Here is a 16,844-nt window from a genome sequence, read left to right as displayed (position 1 = left end):
ATTCCCTCAACAAAGTAAAAGAACAATGCTGAAGCAAAGATATGCTCTGCCCCCTTGTGTGTCGATCTAAAACGTGGAGCGACAAGCCAACCACACCTCTCCTAACAAAAAACATACATTTTTTTTGAATTATTAGGCACGCGAAAATATCATTAAAACCCTGACGAAGCTTTGTGCTTCTAGTAATAGAGTTAAAAACAGAAAAACATGCAAATAAATCTACATGTTTTCCTGTTATTGCATTAAGTATTGTGACTGATGGATTAGATATTGTTGCGAAGGTAGCTATTTAGCTCAGTTATATCGACACTATAAATATTCATAAGACCATTATGAATACTCTCCTGTCGTTGTAGCAATTCATTATAATTTTTTACGGCCTTCACTTCAGGATTCTTATCACTTGAGAAAAATAGCGTATTACCGTCAGCTGATAAAATAGGATCTGAGTCCATTCTACGTGAATTAATTTTGTCGCCTAGATTGATAGGCTCCCCCCACTTACCATCCTTCTGTTTAACTGATACATGCAAATCATAGTGCCCTAAACCGCCCGGTCTCATTGAAGTATAAAATAACAGTTTTCCGTCCGTTGATACCTCTGGATCTGCATCACTGGCCGTGGAGTTAAGCTCTGAAATCTCAGTTGGCGCTAGATACCCTTGTGGGTGATATTTAGATATAAAGAGATCCATACCACCTTTAGAACCTTTTATCACAGATGAGAAATAGATGTCTTTATTGGTATGTACAGTCGGGTAGATCACATTATGATCTCCGTTAATTTTTCCAGGCACTAACTCGGGCTGGCCAAATTTTTCACCATCAAAGTTTACTTGCCACATTTTAAATATACCTTTATCAGACCCTTCAACGGGCCTTCTGGAAGTGAAGTAAAATGTGTTGCTGTCTTTAGAGAAGTAAGGGTTAGTATCATGAAACTCGCCACTAAATGGCATTAAAGTCGGGGTTTGCCAAGTACCCCCTTGTTTATGGGTAATAACCAGCGCACTATGTGAAAATTGGGCCAACGCTCTAACAAACGCAAACTTTTTTCCATCGGGGGATAAACTAGAACCATAATCAAATTGATTGGTCGATACAATATTTGGTGCAAACAAATTCGGTTCTAAGTTGTTTAAAATGGCCGCCAACTTGTCATCAGCCTGTACAGACCACTGAGCGGAAAACGCTGAAATCAATAACGCGATTTTCGCAACTGCTTTTTTCTTTATCATATAAACATCCTTTCTTGCTTTGACATACTTTATTGTCTTTTAATCGTTGTATGTGTTGAATCAAGCTACTTGAAAAGCAACTCTGTCCTTAAAAATACGAAGAAATCAGGGCTTATAAATATACAGGGACTTTTTAAACATCTCCTTGTTAATCTTCAACATATTATTACATTCCTAGTGACTTAAAATTGAACATCAGCCAATCCCAATAACTCTCTCTAATAATCACCGTGTAGAAAGAAGCTTCACTCGCTGAATGGCTATAGAGCGAAAGAACTATCCTAGTGCTCTATAGCCAAATTATGAGTCACTATAAAAATAAAACCCTAATAAACTAGCTTATTTTGTTCCTTCGACTGGTTTATCTTTAACTCCCATGATCAAAAGCCACAAACAAATTCCGATTTCCCCCAATGAAGCAGGTAATTCGATAAAAAGAGGAATTGCAAAATTTGGAAAGAGAAGGTAACCAAAAAATTTTATCAAATATCCAAAACAGCCAACCATCAATAAAATTCCAAATATTTTAGGAAGGAAACCAGACTTATAAACGAGATATCCAAAAGGAAATAACCAAAGACCCCAAAATATCTGAACTACTGAAATCCCATTATTGTATGATCTAAGCAATAACATCACTTGTGCATGTATTTGCTCGGCATCGAATGCACTCAAATATTCAGCTCCGCTAAGGAGTGTAAGCACGTCAACTTTATTGATCATATTGAAAATGGAAATAGGAACACTGACGACAGCGAGCGCCACCATGAAAAAAGCGTAATTTTTGTCAACTGACTCGAATAATCTATACAAAATAAACGGCAATACAAAAAAGCTTATATAACAGAGTACCCCACTCACAATACCGAATCTGAATAAGAGCTCGGAATTCAAAATGTTGTTAGCCGTTACTGCCGCATCTCCCCAAACAATAAGTTGAGACGGCACATAAATAAGATTAAATATTCCTGTTAAAACGACTGCCAAAAAAAATAACCCAGCGAGTCTTGCAATACTATTTTTAGACACTACTACTCCTTTATAAGGTAAACTTGTTGAGCTTACACACTCAAGACTCTGCCAATTTAAGCTTTGAATAATTGATTGCAAAAATATAGAGTGAAGCAGAGTCGAGTAACTCACATACGAACCCAACTTTGATGCCTTGTTATACGTTTGACTCTTCTGGCCATTTCCAAGCAAACCACACAATTACCATCGTTAGAATCGACTCAACGACAGCATACATTTTATAAAAATACCAACCCACAGAATAAGCAAGGAACATAAGCATAGTCGTCATTATGACCCCAACTAATATATTCAATATTCTATTTATTTTTGCAGGTAATAAAACCGACAAGCAGATCATCAAGCTCGTGACCAACATTATCGAGAAAGCCCAAGCAAAGTGGCTTGATCGCCAGAACCGAAAATAGTTGTACCGTTTATCATAGATTCTATTTTTGTAGGCGTATAAAGTTCAAAATAATCACAATAGATGTAAAGTGACATTACCGCAGACCACAAAGCACAAAGCTTAATTTTGATATTTACCTCATATTCGGAAAACTTTGACATTGTTCTAATACTCCTTTTTTATCTCATAACTACAGCGTATATTTAGCCGCGTAATAGCGCCCCCCCATATACGTACTCGATTAAGTAAGACAATAACAACTACCTAACCATATGTAACCATCTTGGAAACAATTAGAAACAATCAAAATACCTCTGCCCTCATATTTCAGTGACATTTGACAAGTTTAGGGGGCTGAAAAGTTAAAAAACACAAAATTAATTTGCTATAAAACCCGCGTGTCCCCTATGTTTCAGCGCCTATTCACGAGTAAATAACTTCTTAAGTTACCTGTACAGATTGTTACATTTTTATAGCCCCACTCTTTATTAAAACACCAGCCAGAAAATCACCTGATAATTTTAATTGGGCAAAAAATTGGGAGAACTCTCGCAGGTTAACAACATCAAAAGGTGAGGGTTGAGTACTCTCTTGAGTTAAATAGAGAAAATATAACAAGGTTGTTTTAGTAATGAAGGAGAAATAGGTTTGTGTTTTATTATTCCACTTATTGCGTGTTTATGTAGTTAATATAAAGCCATTAGTGGCAACTATTAGCCCGGCATCACTACCACTATCTTAAATTAGTAACGCGTCAGGAGCTCTGGCGTGAGGTCAACTTGTCATTTCCTGTCTCCAAAACTTTTTCGCGCCCCAATACCCTATTTAAGCAAAGCGCTCATACTCCCCCTTATTTGGACCGATGCAGTCTATTAGCGGGCCTCCAAATTAAAGTCGCGTGGACTACGTCCATTTTGCTGCCTGTATTTACCCAACAATGCGCATCTTCAAGGATGTATGGTTCTGGAATCTTTGATGATAAGAACTTCGATACTTCCACTTCATTTAGAATTCGTATCAAGTGTGGTTTATCTTCTTTTTTAAAGTCTCTTAGCTTAATCATCAGGTGCTTTTGAGGACAACTTTAAGCCGAGAATGAACAGTCGATATTGGCAATTTAATACTTACAGCACTTTTTTGCCTATTTAATATGTTTTAAAGTTAGCGAAAATATCTTAATCATCTCGCAACTTTTACCATCGAATGTGGTGTATTTCTGACCACCTATAACCAATATCTCTCATTCTAATCGCCACTCACCTTCTAAAATGTCTGCTTCAGGGCTGCGATTGCATTTTTGCCATCCACTTAGCAACCCCACCAAGAGCATTAAGATAAAGACAAACTCCTTTGCTCTTGTAACCATATTATATTTTAAACCACAGCACTGTCTGCGCTTTAACTTTCTTGGTTGGGCTTGTAGTACCGTTGAACCCAAAACTTATAACCACGTATTAAATAACACATTCCCCCCCGCAACCTCAAGCCCTTTAAATTAACAATGAATTAAAATTTAATTACTTTTACTAAACCAAGAAATAAAAACAGAAAGACACTAAAAAAGTAGTCGGGATATGAGTAATATCGTCGCGTTTAATTTGGAAAACAACATCAATTCATTTAATTAGGAAAAATAAGTTGGGGGGTTACGTTTAATTATGATTATGAGTCTATATTGGCCTTTGAAATACCGCTAATCCCATAAATGTTGATAATATCTAGAGAACAATTCTAAACCAAGCTCTATTTGAGCATTAGGTGTATGGCCTTTTAGTACCAATTCAAATGCATTTGCCATTTTTCCAATTATTTCAAACCATTGCCGATTAAGGTTTTCAATTTCTACATCCGTCAAATCAGAAGCCGAAGTAGCATCAGATAAAAGCCATGTTGGAATGGCAACTCCTTCTTCTGCAAATTTTATTTGATAGTCCCTCAATTTAGGTGCTATGTAGCTGGCTATATCGTTTTTTAAATTATACCATTCTGATTTATCGTGCACTTAGCCTCCAAAACATTTAACGTCGTAAAAAAATAGCAGGCTAAAATTACTCAGGAAAGAGTACAATCCTGCTAGTTTGCGCCCTTTCCTTTAACGGTATAAGCAGTTCATTTAAACTCTAACCCGAAATCAACAAACCCCTTCAATATTAACAATGCAATTAAAACATATACAACACCAGAAATAACGCCAAATATTAAAGCAAACAAGAATATGACTGGCATTATTTCTAACGCCACACTTATACCTTTTGACAAAACCAATTGAATACTAACAACAAATATAAAAAACACAAAAAAGACCAAGGGTGTAATAATTATATATTTAGTTATCTTTTCCGTAGGTTTAAACCACACATATATTGCATAAAAAAGAGCAAAAGGAAAATAATACCAAATCCAAATTATCTGAAACCCATCTACGTTCAACAGATAAATAAATACGGGTAACAAATAAACAACCGCCAAATATTTCGCTTTATTCATACAAAATATAACATCTCCATTAACTAAAAGATTTGCATGGCTATAACATGAAACAAAGAAAAAGTAACGAAATTAGCCGCAATTTTTTTAAACAAGTACTTTAAAGCAATCATTATCTACCATTTGTGTTACGTCAAAGTAAGTTCCTTCTATTTAGTGCTTACAATTCAAAAGACGCTCAATTTTAATACACAACTTTTGAGTCGATATTGGCACAAAGAGATACCACCCCAGTATCTGTTCAGAATATATTTACGAATAAACTGGCGCTTGTGCCAAGCATAAAAACCGCGTTAGATAAACATCGGGTGAGCGACTTTGTTATAGCTTGACTTGCAAAATGATTCGGCAGCCGTTTTTACTCCAATCGTTGGCTTTGCTTAAAATAAAGAGTAACTAACCATACTCATCCATGCTGGACTCTCTGCCAGTCTCCAAAAGCCACTCTTCATAAAACAAATCAAATTGCTGTTCAGTAAGTTCAGGAAGGTTAGCAGCAGAGTAATCATATAGCTTTGCAAAGTCGTCACTGTCTCTAAGTTCAATACTCTGGATACTGTCAATACCAAGCAGAGCTAATAAATAAAACAGCTCTTCTTCATTGCCCAACACAACATCAAACCACTCATTAAACTGATCATCAAACGTGGTTAAAGAATCGAAATGCGCAGCGTTTATATTGTCACTTGATGTGAATATGAAACTATTCATCTTACTACCAACCACGTATCATAGCACTCGCATAAAACTTGAATAACGCTTGGATAAAATTTGCTAATAATAAAAACCAGCCAAGCAGTTAAAGTCACTATTTTTTACATTGTTATGTTGTCGACTACAATATAGTTCTATACCTTTCGATATGTATTTAGTTCATTTTTTATCAGCTTAAATTAAAGGAAGGCGAGTCAGGTTCAGCCCGTTTGCTTTTTTCAGACGACTTTTCATGTTCTGCACAACTAAATCAGGAGTATAAAGGTCCCCTTTAGTATTAGATTATTAATATTATTAGTTATGCTGTTTTTAGTTTTTATCCATATGGTATTATTGTCAGGAATTTTTTATTGTACAGAAAAAGGAATATGTATGAAATTCAAAAAAACTTTGACAGCTTTAACAATTCTACTATCTGCGTCTAATGCAAGTGCCCAAGATTATGTTGGAAGCCTAAGCATCGATACGTCGACGTTAGTTTGGTCATCTAGTAATAATTATAGTAGTGGTCAAGTTGTCAGAGAGGGCACTACTGGGGATCTTTACTTAGCAACGGTCGGTATTAATGCGAGTGACAGTAACCTTTCTCCAAATGAAGATACAGTACGCTGGACACTTCTTCTTAAAGGAGACGTAAATACTAGTGATACAATTAAGGTACCTGAGTCTGGTAAAGCGATATTTGTAACAAGTGCAACTCAAGGTGCATATGATGTTTACGGCCTAGACAAAGCAGATGAGATTTGCCAAACAGCTGCTGATGCATCACCGCACGCTCCAAATGGAGTGTATACCGCTTTACGTCTATCAAAAGATGCTTCGCCTATTAATCGAACCAAAGCATATTATTTATTAGACGGTACCAAAGTAGTAAATCAAGGTAGTGATTTAGAACTGAGTCGTTCAATTTTACATCCTATTAATTTAGATGAGCTTCTTAACAAGGTGAGTTCGAACGTATGGACAGCTAAAGATACTACCAGAATGTGCTATATGGGACCAGGTGAAGAGCATCCATACTATGGCGGAGATTCATCAAAATCGAACTCTGAATGGGCATGGCATAACAATTCATTGCTGTATTGTTATGATAGAGCGAGACTGTATTGTGCTCAAAAGTAGTACTTGAAAAATCGAGAGGTTGCCTAGCAACCTCTTTTTGTTTAAAGAATAAGTCTAGATAGACGTCGCGCACGATACCCTTTTGCTTTTGAAGACTAGTGACATATTCCTGAGTCTTTGGTTCATCAAATCCACCATGCTTGGCAATGGCTTCAAGCAAGACTTTATCCACATCTTAACAAAACTAAGTAAATATCAATAAATCCCTCACACTTAGATATAGACTTCAAATAAGAATATTTTAATTTTATTAAATACGAAAAAGTTAGATTTATAAGCTAGGCTAAAACAACTTTTTACTAACCAACTCCCTTATACCAATTCACATCATTTTTAGCGGCATGTGCTTTTAACACAGTTTGCGAACCTGCAAAGTTACCGTAGTGACTTCCAAAACTTTGTATCCTATCTAGCCAAGTCGTTTCTTCAATTCTTAGTGACACTAGAATACTGGGCACATTCTTTGATATGTATCCTTTCCTTTGCTGATGAACATGGCGACCCGCCCAATCAACTAGTTCAAGGTAATCTAACAATGAGAAAGGTATTGTGTTTTCCTGCTCTCTTGTGCCAAACGGTTTTAGTGTTTGGGGCTGTTTGGTATGGTACGCTGCTCCATTATTTTGTTTTGAGTCGTTTGCGTTTTCTTCAGTCTTTTGCAAGTGCTTTATGCGTTCTTGAATCGACGTAAAATCACTATCCTCTAGCTTGTTTGCCACGTTTGCTCGAATTGGGTTTAAGTCTACATAAGCCATACAACTGAGCAATGCTGTTTCATCTAACAAAGCTTGTGATTTATATCGCCCTTCCCAGTATTTACCTGTGCAGTTATCTTCTTTATTTGCTTCTTTTGCTATGTATTCATTGAGGTTTTTCATAAACCAGCTAATATCATACAGTCTGGCTCGCCATTTTTCAACTAACTCAGATACAAGTAACTGCTCTGACTCACTAAGAGCATCACCGTGAAGGTATCTATCAATGATTGGACTACCCTTGTATAACCTATACCACCTTGATATCACTTCGTTATCTGACCAACCAAGTGCTTGCTGCCTATTCACTTTCACCACCAAATGATAGTGATTGCTCATAATGGCATACGCGGCTATATCAATGGCAAATACACTGCTCAGCAGCTTTATTCGCTCTACTAACCATGTTCGTCTATGGTCAAAGTTTTTACCTGTATACTTATCATCTCCGCACAAAAAAGCACGGCGTACACACCGTGCTATTAAGTGATAATAAGACGTCGACGACAAATCTATCAGTGCATTCCGTGCTCTTGTCATTCCTATTCAGCTCAACTTTAAACTGGATACTTAAACAGTAGTTAAGTAACTCGATATAAGCAATAAATTTGTGTCTGTCCCAAGCAATAAATTTGTGTCTGTCCCATGCTATATACGAGCGAATTGATGTTCGTTTAAAAGCATTCTTTTTTATCAAAGAAAGCATGCTAGTAACTTAAGCAATTATAATCATCGAAAAAATCTTAAATAACAATACACTATATAAATAGAAAAAGACATATGTAGGCTGATGCGGAATTTTACAGCTATATTAACGTTAAAAGAAAAAGCACCGGATGCCCAGCACTTTTAAAGCTATGTAGCTAAACCTGTTATTCTAAGATCAAGGACAGAATTGAGCTGACTGGCAGAAGTTTTCGCTTAGGCAAAACCAGTCAGTCTCACAATGTCCATTATTAGACTTTGGCGCCTCGCCGGCTCCAACATTGGGAGTTACGTTTGCAGGTATTTCGTTTTTATCTGCGGACAAGTTTTTAATCTTTTGCTTCTTTAATCTAATTTTCATACTTATTTCCTTATTGTGTTTGGTAGACAGGCATTGCCTGCAAAACACACTCTAGGCAAAAAAAAAGAACAATGCAAATTTTGTATAAAATACATACTATTGTGCTTTGTATAGCTATAATTTATGCGTAAAAAGTACATAAATTAAAGTTCAATGCAGTTTGTATAGACAAGGAAACAACTGCACAGACACTTTCAAAGTACACAACTAGCTATGCTCGTCTGATATCCCGGTATTTACCTGTATGCTTATCCTCTCGCACACAAAAGCTCGAAGTACACAGCGCTATCAAGGATCTATATGTGGTTTCCATGCTCTTGTCATCCCCATTTAACTCAAATTAATCTAGATATTTGCAAAGTGATCATGTGAAGCTGTTAGTGCAATCAATTTGTGCCTGTCCCATGCTATACCTCTCCCATGCTATGCCACTGGAACCACCTGAACATGTTATTCGCCTACCCGGCTGATATTAGGAAAGCGATTTATACGACGAATGCTATCGAATCACTGAATAGTGTCATCCGTAAAGCCACTGAAAATCGTAAAATGTTCCCCACAGATGACTCTGCCAGAAAGGTGATTTATCTGGCGATAATGGATGTTTCAAAGAAATGGACGATGCCCATCAGGAATTGGAAAGTGGCTCTGAACAGGTTTATGATTGAGTTCAAAGACCGCTTACAAGACTTTATTTAAAAAACACAAAGTTATAAACAGCCTCGTGCAGCCATGAGCTTTTCGTCCTTATCATTATTACCATGCTAGAGATCACCAAACCACTGCTTCATGATGGCGATATCATACTCTAAAAGCCAACTATTGAACTGTTTGTAGATCCTAGACAGCACGAGCTTATTACTACCCACCAAATCAATACCTCTATCATCGTATGGATGAGCCAAAACACCTAAATCTAAATCAAATATGTAAACGTCAAGCCAAAATGATGGTCTAATCCCTAGTTCATTTCCCATTTTACCAAACAGTAGTTTATGAAGTTCGGTTTTGGCTATTTTGAAGAATACGTAGTTTCGATGCCATTCGTCTTCTTCATCCCATTCACTGTGAATGTATCTTTCTTTTGGGAACTCAAATCCCAACTTTTGTAACTCATGAAACTGAGACAGATTTGAAAGAAAAGAATCACCTGCAAAAGAGAAACAGACTGAGAGCTCGTCATTTTTTTCGAACACAGTTTCGATAATTTCAGTTGAACGCTGTAAAGCTGTCGTGAACATCGAAATATGAGAGTCATGAATAGCACCTTCCGACAATTCAAATCTTAAGCAATTTTTATTGCTATAAAAAATGGCATGTTGAAAGGAGTTTTTACCAAATTTCTCGAATGCTTGCTGAATCATCCCCTAGCCCTTTAACGAATGAGTGGCCCCCCTTCTAGACACTTGTGCCATTTAAAATGCGCGACACTCAAATAAGAGGGGTCCATCATGAATAACATTCAAACACTTGGTATCGATTTAGCGAAAACTTATGCTCTCTTGCTTTAGTGAATAATCATGGAAAGGTTGTTTTCAGATAAACACTATCACGTAAAAAACTTATGAACTGTGTAACACAAATCAATTTCTGCCTCATTGACATGGAAGCAAGCTCTGGCGCACATTATTGGGCGCGAAAGTGTAAACTTCTGGGTCACCAAGTAACGATTATCGCCGCTAAGTTCATCGAACCGGTACCAGCGACACAATTGATAATAACGATGTTGAAGCAATTTTTGAAGCTGGTATGCGACCTAATATCTGGCAAGTTCCTGTAAAAACCACTTAACAACACGCTGTTATGACTTTGAATTTAATTCTTGGTTATATACCGTTAAATAATCAATAACCTTATCTGCAATTTCTCCCAGCTTTGGTTGTGTATTTCTACCTGCGAAATTTGTAACAATGAAGATCCCCATGTTTTTCTTAGGATAAATGGCAAGCCAGCTAGATGTACCTATTGAGCCTCCACTATGGTATAAAACTTGTTCATTTGAATCATAGTTATTTGTGTACCAAGAAAATGCCATACCATGCCCCGTCCAACTTTCATCCAGAAGTTGATGAGAAATAGCCACCTCAGGCTCTGCCGAAAGTTGATGTTGAATATACTGCGTGATAGATTCAACATTTGTAGTCAACCCACCCCCAGCAAAACTATATGCGCTGGATAGAGGCATTTGTTCACCATTTCTTATACCTATGGTAATTTCTCCGGGCTTAAAGTGAGTACCTCTGAATTTCGTGTCCTGCTCTCCAGACTTGGCTGTGATGAATTCAGAAACCAATAGAGCAAAAGGTTTTTGGTAAACAGATTCCAGAATATATCCTGCCAAATTAGTACCAACGCTTGAATATAAATAGTCCTCTCCAGGTATAGAGTTCAGTTTTACTTTTTTAAGATCATCAAAATAATCCTCTTTTGAATATTTTGACATTTTTTCAAAAGCAACAGCAACGCCTTTGGCTTTGTCTTCACTGCTGTAAGCAAACTCTTGCGGGAGGCCACTGGTATGCGTCATAAGGTGCCGTATCGTTATATATTGATTAGACAGCTCTAAATTTTTGTATTCGTTATTTTTGAGATAATGACGAATATCTTTATCCAGCTCAACTTTCCCATCCTGAATGGCTTTGGCAACAACTAGACCAGCATAGGTTTTAGTTATAGAGGCAATTTCGTATATTGTCTGGTTGTCAGGCTTATTTCCATTACTTAATGTCCCTAAGTGATATTGATAAGTATTGTCTGCATCGACAACAGAAATTGAGACCACCTGTCCTGGGTTTCCATCAATAAATTCAATGATTTCACCTTTGGTATTTGCCTCAAAATTCATGGCATCATGACTTTTACAGGAAGCCAAAACTATCATTAATGAAATAACAAATATCAATGATATAAACTGGTTTATTATTCGATTCACAAATACTCCTAAATTTGAAATGTGACTGGCATATAAAGCCCATATTAATAGGCTTTTAGATAGTTTTTTATAAGTTTTCAAAACAATGCCTTTTTATTTTCTAGTTGTACTAACCTTTGATAAATCCCACCACCCAACAATAACACTTATTATTATCCTGATAGAAAAATACTAAAGCGTAGCTAAATTAGTTGGATATAACTTTTTAAAGAGTCGTCAATTGTTATATTTAATAAAGTCCAGCCATTAATAAAATGAATCTACACCACATGTGTGCCAAGCGTCCCCGATACTTCCGGCTACCTAGGTACGAGGCCAACCATCGTCGCCTGTCCGAGTTGATGAGATTGTTATAAGCCGTGCCCAAACATAGCATCAGCCCCTTCTTTGACTTGTTCATTTGTGAGACCCCCCCGCTTTGAGGTTCAAAAACTGCTGACTGCTTTTCGTATCCAAGTAGGTATGCAGATTTAAGAGCAACTAACATTTCATTCATATCACCGCCCCACCTGAAAGTGATAACCACTGGCTTTTCAAAAGTAGATGAATCAAAACTCGGAAAGTAATCTAAAAATTCTGATAACGGAAGCATATATATTTCCACTCCAGAGTTGTTACCACTTAATTGAATAGGTAGAAAACCTGTATGTTCTTTTAGATCAACGTTTTCCATGTAGTGAACGGATGAATTTAACTGTTTTGATAATTCATTCAAAGAATTCGTATTTGGAACGTCACTAATTGATAAAAATACGTACATTGTCATAGACATCAAAGGATCCTTCTAAGTGTACTAAGGCTAAAGCTAAGGCAATATATTTGCGCCTGACCCATTTGGTTTTATAGTTGGTAAAAATCAGCTACGCAGGAAAAAAACAACGGTTCTTTTTCCCCGTTCAATGGCTTGTTACAAAGCAAACTTGCGCCGTTGAAGGTAATCAATTTCAACTTCCATTTGATATAAAACTCTTGTAGATTCTAGATTTAATGATTCTTGCATAGAGTCACGGTGCATTTCATAGTCAGGTGACATTTCTATTTCAGAGGACGCTTCCCAAGTCTGTTTATCTGGCCATTGAGCGTAAGCAATATATTCACCATTAACATTTTTATGCAACCTTGAGCCTAAGCTACCTTTAAATAAATATATTCCTTGAGTAACTGATGGCCAAGCTTTAATAAATTGTTCTTCAAACCCTTCTTGCACAACGAACTCAAACATTACAACAAACACTAAACTCTCCTTGCTTTAAAACATTTTTATCTACGACAAATATCGTATTACAACAGCGTGATGTCTGACGCACTACACAGGCTAATTCAGCAACTTCTTCTTCAAGAACTCTGAAATGAAAATTTTCACTATCAAAAAACGTCGGAGGCTTGAATGATTCGGGAATAAAAGGATTTGTCATACTCTGGCTATCCGTAGTTGTTTAACGCCTTGCTAAGAGGCGCATAAATGCTTGGTTAAAATTAGCGACGAAGGAGAGCAAGACAAGCGTTTTGTATCCTTTTGAGTAACTTGTTAGATAACGGCTTATTTTAAACGCGAATTGAGTTTCCAAGATTAGAAAACATCAAACTCCTTGCTCTTTTAGCAGTAATTCCCCAGTCATCAGTTTCCCATCGTTTATACCCTTCGTCTGTGAGGTATATTTGAAGTGGAGCAAGCACAAAGTTATTCCAGTTTTCAACGAAATCAAGTGATTCACTTTTACTATTATCGTGAAATTCCTCATTATGATATTTTGTTATACCTATAGTCCCGTCTAAAATAAGCCCCTTTAATACGTCTTGAACTCTCTTTTCTTTGACCCCCCTAGCATCAAATTCGGTTTTAAGTTCATTCACATTGGACTCTTCAGACGCTAAACAAGCAACTAAAAATTGGATTTCGCTCAATGTTAATTCTTCCATGAGTTACCTTACATTTTTATCTACGACAAATATCGCATAACAACAGCTTTTCAAATACGCTCTTTACTACTCTCAACTATATCAACAAGTTAAAAATATGTCATCAAATTGGGAATCATTAATGAACATCACTTGCCGCATAGTTGTGATATTTAAAAAGAGTAAGTTAAAGAGACACTTTTATAAGATAGGAAAGATTAGAGCAATACATTTGTACCTGTCCTATTTGGTTTTAAGCTCTGGACCTTGAAGCTGCACTCTTTTAAAAAGGCTATCAAGTTCCTTCAGATATAGGTTCCGACCAACAATATGCGTATTGGAATGGGTAGCACCTTTAACTTCCTTGACACTGACATTTTGGGACGTGCCAATGGCTCCTTTTATTTCCTCATATGACGCCACTAAATCATGGGAGCCCTGCAGGACAACAACTCTCGAACTAAACTTGGAAATAGCTTGGTCGAAGCTTGGGTTAGCCGCCATGAAAACCTCTAATGGTAAATACGCAGCTGGTGTTGTGAACCAGCTCTTTTTAAACTTTGCGCGAAACGCGATGGCAAGCGAAGGAGCAACTGAATCCACTAATATACCCGCAGGTGGGTTTTTAACAGCAAGCTCTACTGCAATCGCTCCACCCAACGAGCGACCTAGAAATACAGATTCTTGCAGACGACATGAACCGGCTTTATTTATGTGTACCAATGCGCTATTCCCTAGCTCTTTAACGTTCGAAAAAGTACTCCGTCCAGCGGCACCGTCATAACCGGGAAATGAGATGGCATAAATATTAGTACCTGATTCAAGCAAATACCCAAATATTTCTTTTTCATATCTCTGAATGCCTCCACTGCGCCCGAGGAAGAAGATTACGCAATGGCCAGCATTTTTTGTTTGGTAAACCCGAACTAAAGCTTCGGATTTACCCTCACTCACTTTGAAACTAAAACTTTCATTGGTTAAATCGTCCGGTGAAGTCACAAAAACTAATTCATCAAGAAAGAACCGCAACCCGATAAACACCATCAGGACATATAATAAAGCGATAGCACAAATGGAGCCTAAAAGCCTAAAAATAAACATAACTCCTTACTCTTGTAAAACTAAACGCAGTCTTAAGCGGTGAGCAATAGTTTGCTAAAATTTGACTCGAGATGGAACCGCGCCAACTGATACGAGCTCTTCTTTAAAGCTGTGTCAGTTAAATTTAAGCTCTGTTTGGACCGAAATTAATGTGCCTGTCCCATTTTATCTACGAAAAATGCCGTATAACAACAACTTTTCAGATACGCTCTTTACTCACCGTAACCATAACAACGAGTTAAGATAATGTCACCAAATTAGGAATCATTAAAGAACATCACTTGCTGCATAGCTGTGATATTTAAAAAGAGTCAGTTGAACAGACACTTTTATAAGATAAAAAGAATTACAGCAATATATTTGGCTTCTATAAAACTTTCATTCTGGTGGAATAGACTTCCAAATATCAATACTAATTATACTTTTACACCATTCCTCAAAGTTATAAGTACTTTTTTCAGTAGTAAATTTTAGTGCCATCGGATAAGTTCTCACTTTCTCTTTATTTATCATATCCAAAAATTCAATATAAAATCGATTACTAAAATCTGAATAAATAACAAGCTCGTCAAACTCTCTCATCACACAAACTTCTTTAAGATAGCCTTTCTCTGTTACCACGCAAACATCTATTAAAGTTGTAGGTAAGCATTTTCCTTTCCATTGAAGTCTAGCTGACCTTCTATGGCACTCTTGTGTAAATGAATACTTAGTTCTTCCTGTTACTTTAAAAAACCAATCATTAATTACCTGTAGGCGTCCATCAATCTCATATTCGCTCACCAATAACTCAAAAACTCGTTCTTGCTTTAACTCATTACAATATCCTAAAAAAAATAAGTCTCCATTTTCATTTGCTAAAAGCTCTAACATTTTTGCTTGCCGCTTAATACAATGTTGAAGTCCATTTTGGTTACATACTTCTATGAAGTTAATTGCGTGTTCCAGATCACATACTGAGAATAGCCCTTCAGTAAAATAGCTGTAATCATGGGGAAACATGTACTTACTTTTCTTTTTCCAAAACATTTTTTGTTTATCCTTTTAACGGGTAAAACTTATGTAAAAATGAAAAATTCATTTAACACAGTAATTTACTCAAAGTTGATACGCGGAAATTCTATGTTCTTAAATGCAATATATTTGTGCCTTTCCTATTTGGCTTCGCTCAATAAACCGAATGTATAGTTGCAGTCTCATATCTAATTATCAAAGGTGAATTCGTTGACAGTCGGGGGGGGGGGCCATGTAGCCAGCATAACGGGCAAATAATGCTTGTCTATAACTTTGACGAGGCGACAAACGGCAAGCATTATTTGTCCCCTGAGAAAGCCAGTGAGCATTAATGCGTTTATTTGGGAACCCCCTAAAACCAGCGCACTAAACCAGAGAGAAATATGCTAACTAGGCCAATTAAAGCAACTCCAAACGCCACGCTTCGTAAAACTTTTAAGTTAGCATAATAGAACACCATATGACCTAATCGGCCAACAAAATAAACCATAGCAGATATATTTACCCAACTAGAGTTGGATGAAGACAAAAATGCGAACATTAGAAAAAGTATAAAAATACCCACTGTCTCATTGCTGTTAGCGATAGCACGACTAGAGCGAAATAAAAAATTGTCGTGGCTTTGCTCTACAATCGTGCCAGGGATTTGACCTTTTTTAATACTGACAACATCGGCAACAAGTAGTTGAACTAAAAACATTAAGCCTGTTAAGCCAATAACTAAAATGCTGATTTGATACTGCTCAAACAATTCCATTTTTTAACTCCAAAGCAGGCAATTTGGTAAAAGCCCTGACATTTTTATCTACAAAAAATGTTTCATAACAACAGCGTAATGTCTGCCGTATAACAGCAGCTTTCCAGATGCGCCTTATAATACTATCAACCATATCAATAAGTTAAACAGATGTCACCAAATTAGGAATCATTAAACAACATCACTTGCCGCATAGCTGCGATATTTGAAAAGAGTCAGTTGAACAGACACTTTTATAAAATTAAGAAGATTACAGCAATATATTTGTGCCTGTCCTATTTGGCTGCTAAAAAAGTGCCATCAAAATCGGCTGATGCAGTCACAAAGGCAACAATAGAT

At 36.7% G+C, this 16,844-nt stretch carries 18 protein-coding genes and 1 pseudogene; 2 read left to right on the top strand and 17 right to left on the bottom strand.

The window, feature by feature from the left end; translation table 11 throughout:
- Positions 1 to 263 precede the first annotated feature (263 nt).
- The 7 genes from L1077_RS26320 to L1077_RS26290 all read right to left on the bottom strand — a co-directional run bounded on the left by L1077_RS26320 (position 264) and on the right by L1077_RS26290 (position 5,856).
- Positions 264 to 1,238, bottom strand: a complete 975-nt coding sequence (locus tag L1077_RS26320; RefSeq protein ID WP_237139732.1) for a hypothetical protein — start codon at positions 1,236 to 1,238, stop codon at positions 264 to 266.
- Positions 1,239 to 1,577: 339 nt separating this feature from the next.
- A complete protein-coding gene (locus tag L1077_RS26315; protein WP_237139731.1) occupies positions 1,578 to 2,267 on the bottom strand; it encodes a DUF4386 domain-containing protein in 690 nt (229 codons plus the stop codon).
- A gap of 139 nt (positions 2,268 to 2,406) precedes the next feature.
- Positions 2,407 to 2,610 carry a DUF6326 family protein gene (locus tag L1077_RS26310; RefSeq protein ID WP_237139733.1) on the bottom strand — a complete coding sequence of 68 codons (204 nt, stop codon included), beginning with the start codon at positions 2,608 to 2,610 and terminating at the stop codon, positions 2,407 to 2,409.
- Positions 2,611 to 2,627: 17 nt separating this feature from the next.
- On the bottom strand, positions 2,628 to 2,819 hold the full coding sequence (locus L1077_RS26305; RefSeq protein WP_237139730.1) for a hypothetical protein: 192 nt from the start codon (positions 2,817 to 2,819) through the stop codon (positions 2,628 to 2,630).
- A gap of 1,532 nt (positions 2,820 to 4,351) precedes the next feature.
- Positions 4,352 to 4,660, bottom strand: a complete 309-nt coding sequence (locus L1077_RS26300) for a hypothetical protein (RefSeq protein ID WP_237139729.1) — start codon at positions 4,658 to 4,660, stop codon at positions 4,352 to 4,354.
- A 107-nt stretch (positions 4,661 to 4,767) separates the two neighbouring features.
- The gene (locus L1077_RS26295) at positions 4,768 to 5,145 is read right to left on the bottom strand and encodes a hypothetical protein (protein WP_237139728.1); all 378 of its coding nucleotides are present in this window, start codon (positions 5,143 to 5,145) and stop codon (positions 4,768 to 4,770) included.
- Between the two features lie 396 nt (positions 5,146 to 5,541).
- Positions 5,542 to 5,856, bottom strand: coding sequence for a hypothetical protein (locus tag L1077_RS26290; protein ID WP_237139727.1), 315 nt, complete (start codon positions 5,854 to 5,856; stop codon positions 5,542 to 5,544).
- A 375-nt stretch (positions 5,857 to 6,231) separates the two neighbouring features.
- Between L1077_RS26290 and L1077_RS26285 the strand changes: the two genes are divergently transcribed.
- Positions 6,232 to 6,981 carry a hypothetical protein gene (locus tag L1077_RS26285; RefSeq protein ID WP_237139726.1) on the top strand — a complete coding sequence of 250 codons (750 nt, stop codon included), beginning with the start codon at positions 6,232 to 6,234 and terminating at the stop codon, positions 6,979 to 6,981.
- Between the two features lie 299 nt (positions 6,982 to 7,280).
- Here the strand turns inward: L1077_RS26285 and L1077_RS26280 are convergent, their stop codons facing one another.
- A complete protein-coding gene (locus L1077_RS26280; protein WP_237139725.1) occupies positions 7,281 to 8,276 on the bottom strand; it encodes a transposase in 996 nt (331 codons plus the stop codon).
- Between the two features lie 343 nt (positions 8,277 to 8,619).
- On the bottom strand, positions 8,620 to 8,802 hold the full coding sequence (locus tag L1077_RS26275; RefSeq protein ID WP_237139724.1) for a hypothetical protein: 183 nt from the start codon (positions 8,800 to 8,802) through the stop codon (positions 8,620 to 8,622).
- A gap of 429 nt (positions 8,803 to 9,231) precedes the next feature.
- Here L1077_RS26275 and L1077_RS26270 point away from each other — a divergent pair.
- A pseudogene (locus L1077_RS26270) lies at positions 9,232 to 9,501 on the top strand (transposase); the annotation flags it as partial.
- A gap of 65 nt (positions 9,502 to 9,566) precedes the next feature.
- On the opposite strand, the gene L1077_RS26265 reads toward L1077_RS26270, so the two are convergent.
- The 8 genes from L1077_RS26265 to L1077_RS26230 form a co-directional block, all read right to left on the bottom strand.
- The gene (locus tag L1077_RS26265; RefSeq protein ID WP_237139723.1) at positions 9,567 to 10,166 is read right to left on the bottom strand and encodes a DUF3885 domain-containing protein; all 600 of its coding nucleotides are present in this window, start codon (positions 10,164 to 10,166) and stop codon (positions 9,567 to 9,569) included.
- Between the two features lie 437 nt (positions 10,167 to 10,603).
- Positions 10,604 to 11,815, bottom strand: coding sequence for a serine hydrolase domain-containing protein (locus tag L1077_RS26260; protein ID WP_237139722.1), 1,212 nt, complete (start codon positions 11,813 to 11,815; stop codon positions 10,604 to 10,606).
- A 148-nt stretch (positions 11,816 to 11,963) separates the two neighbouring features.
- Positions 11,964 to 12,506 (bottom strand): hypothetical protein, encoded by a 543-nt coding sequence (locus L1077_RS26255; RefSeq protein WP_237139721.1) that lies wholly within the window; start codon positions 12,504 to 12,506, stop codon positions 11,964 to 11,966.
- A 135-nt stretch (positions 12,507 to 12,641) separates the two neighbouring features.
- Entirely contained in the window at positions 12,642 to 12,968 is a 327-nt protein-coding gene (locus L1077_RS26250; RefSeq protein WP_237139720.1) for an antibiotic biosynthesis monooxygenase family protein, read from the bottom strand.
- Between the two features lie 311 nt (positions 12,969 to 13,279).
- Positions 13,280 to 13,654, bottom strand: coding sequence for a hypothetical protein (locus tag L1077_RS26245; protein ID WP_237139719.1), 375 nt, complete (start codon positions 13,652 to 13,654; stop codon positions 13,280 to 13,282).
- A 222-nt stretch (positions 13,655 to 13,876) separates the two neighbouring features.
- Positions 13,877 to 14,734, bottom strand: coding sequence for an alpha/beta hydrolase (locus L1077_RS26240; protein ID WP_237139718.1), 858 nt, complete (start codon positions 14,732 to 14,734; stop codon positions 13,877 to 13,879).
- A gap of 378 nt (positions 14,735 to 15,112) precedes the next feature.
- Positions 15,113 to 15,763 carry a hypothetical protein gene (locus L1077_RS26235; protein WP_237139717.1) on the bottom strand — a complete coding sequence of 217 codons (651 nt, stop codon included), beginning with the start codon at positions 15,761 to 15,763 and terminating at the stop codon, positions 15,113 to 15,115.
- A gap of 337 nt (positions 15,764 to 16,100) precedes the next feature.
- The gene (locus L1077_RS26230) at positions 16,101 to 16,505 is read right to left on the bottom strand and encodes an MAPEG family protein (RefSeq protein ID WP_063364252.1); all 405 of its coding nucleotides are present in this window, start codon (positions 16,503 to 16,505) and stop codon (positions 16,101 to 16,103) included.
- Positions 16,506 to 16,844: the final 339 nt, after the last annotated feature.

Source organism: Pseudoalteromonas luteoviolacea, from assembly GCF_021654285.1.
GTDB lineage: Bacteria > Pseudomonadota > Gammaproteobacteria > Enterobacterales > Alteromonadaceae > Pseudoalteromonas > Pseudoalteromonas luteoviolacea_J.
The sequence above is the reverse complement of the archived record's forward strand: the minus strand, read 5'-3'. Positions and strand labels throughout refer to the sequence as shown.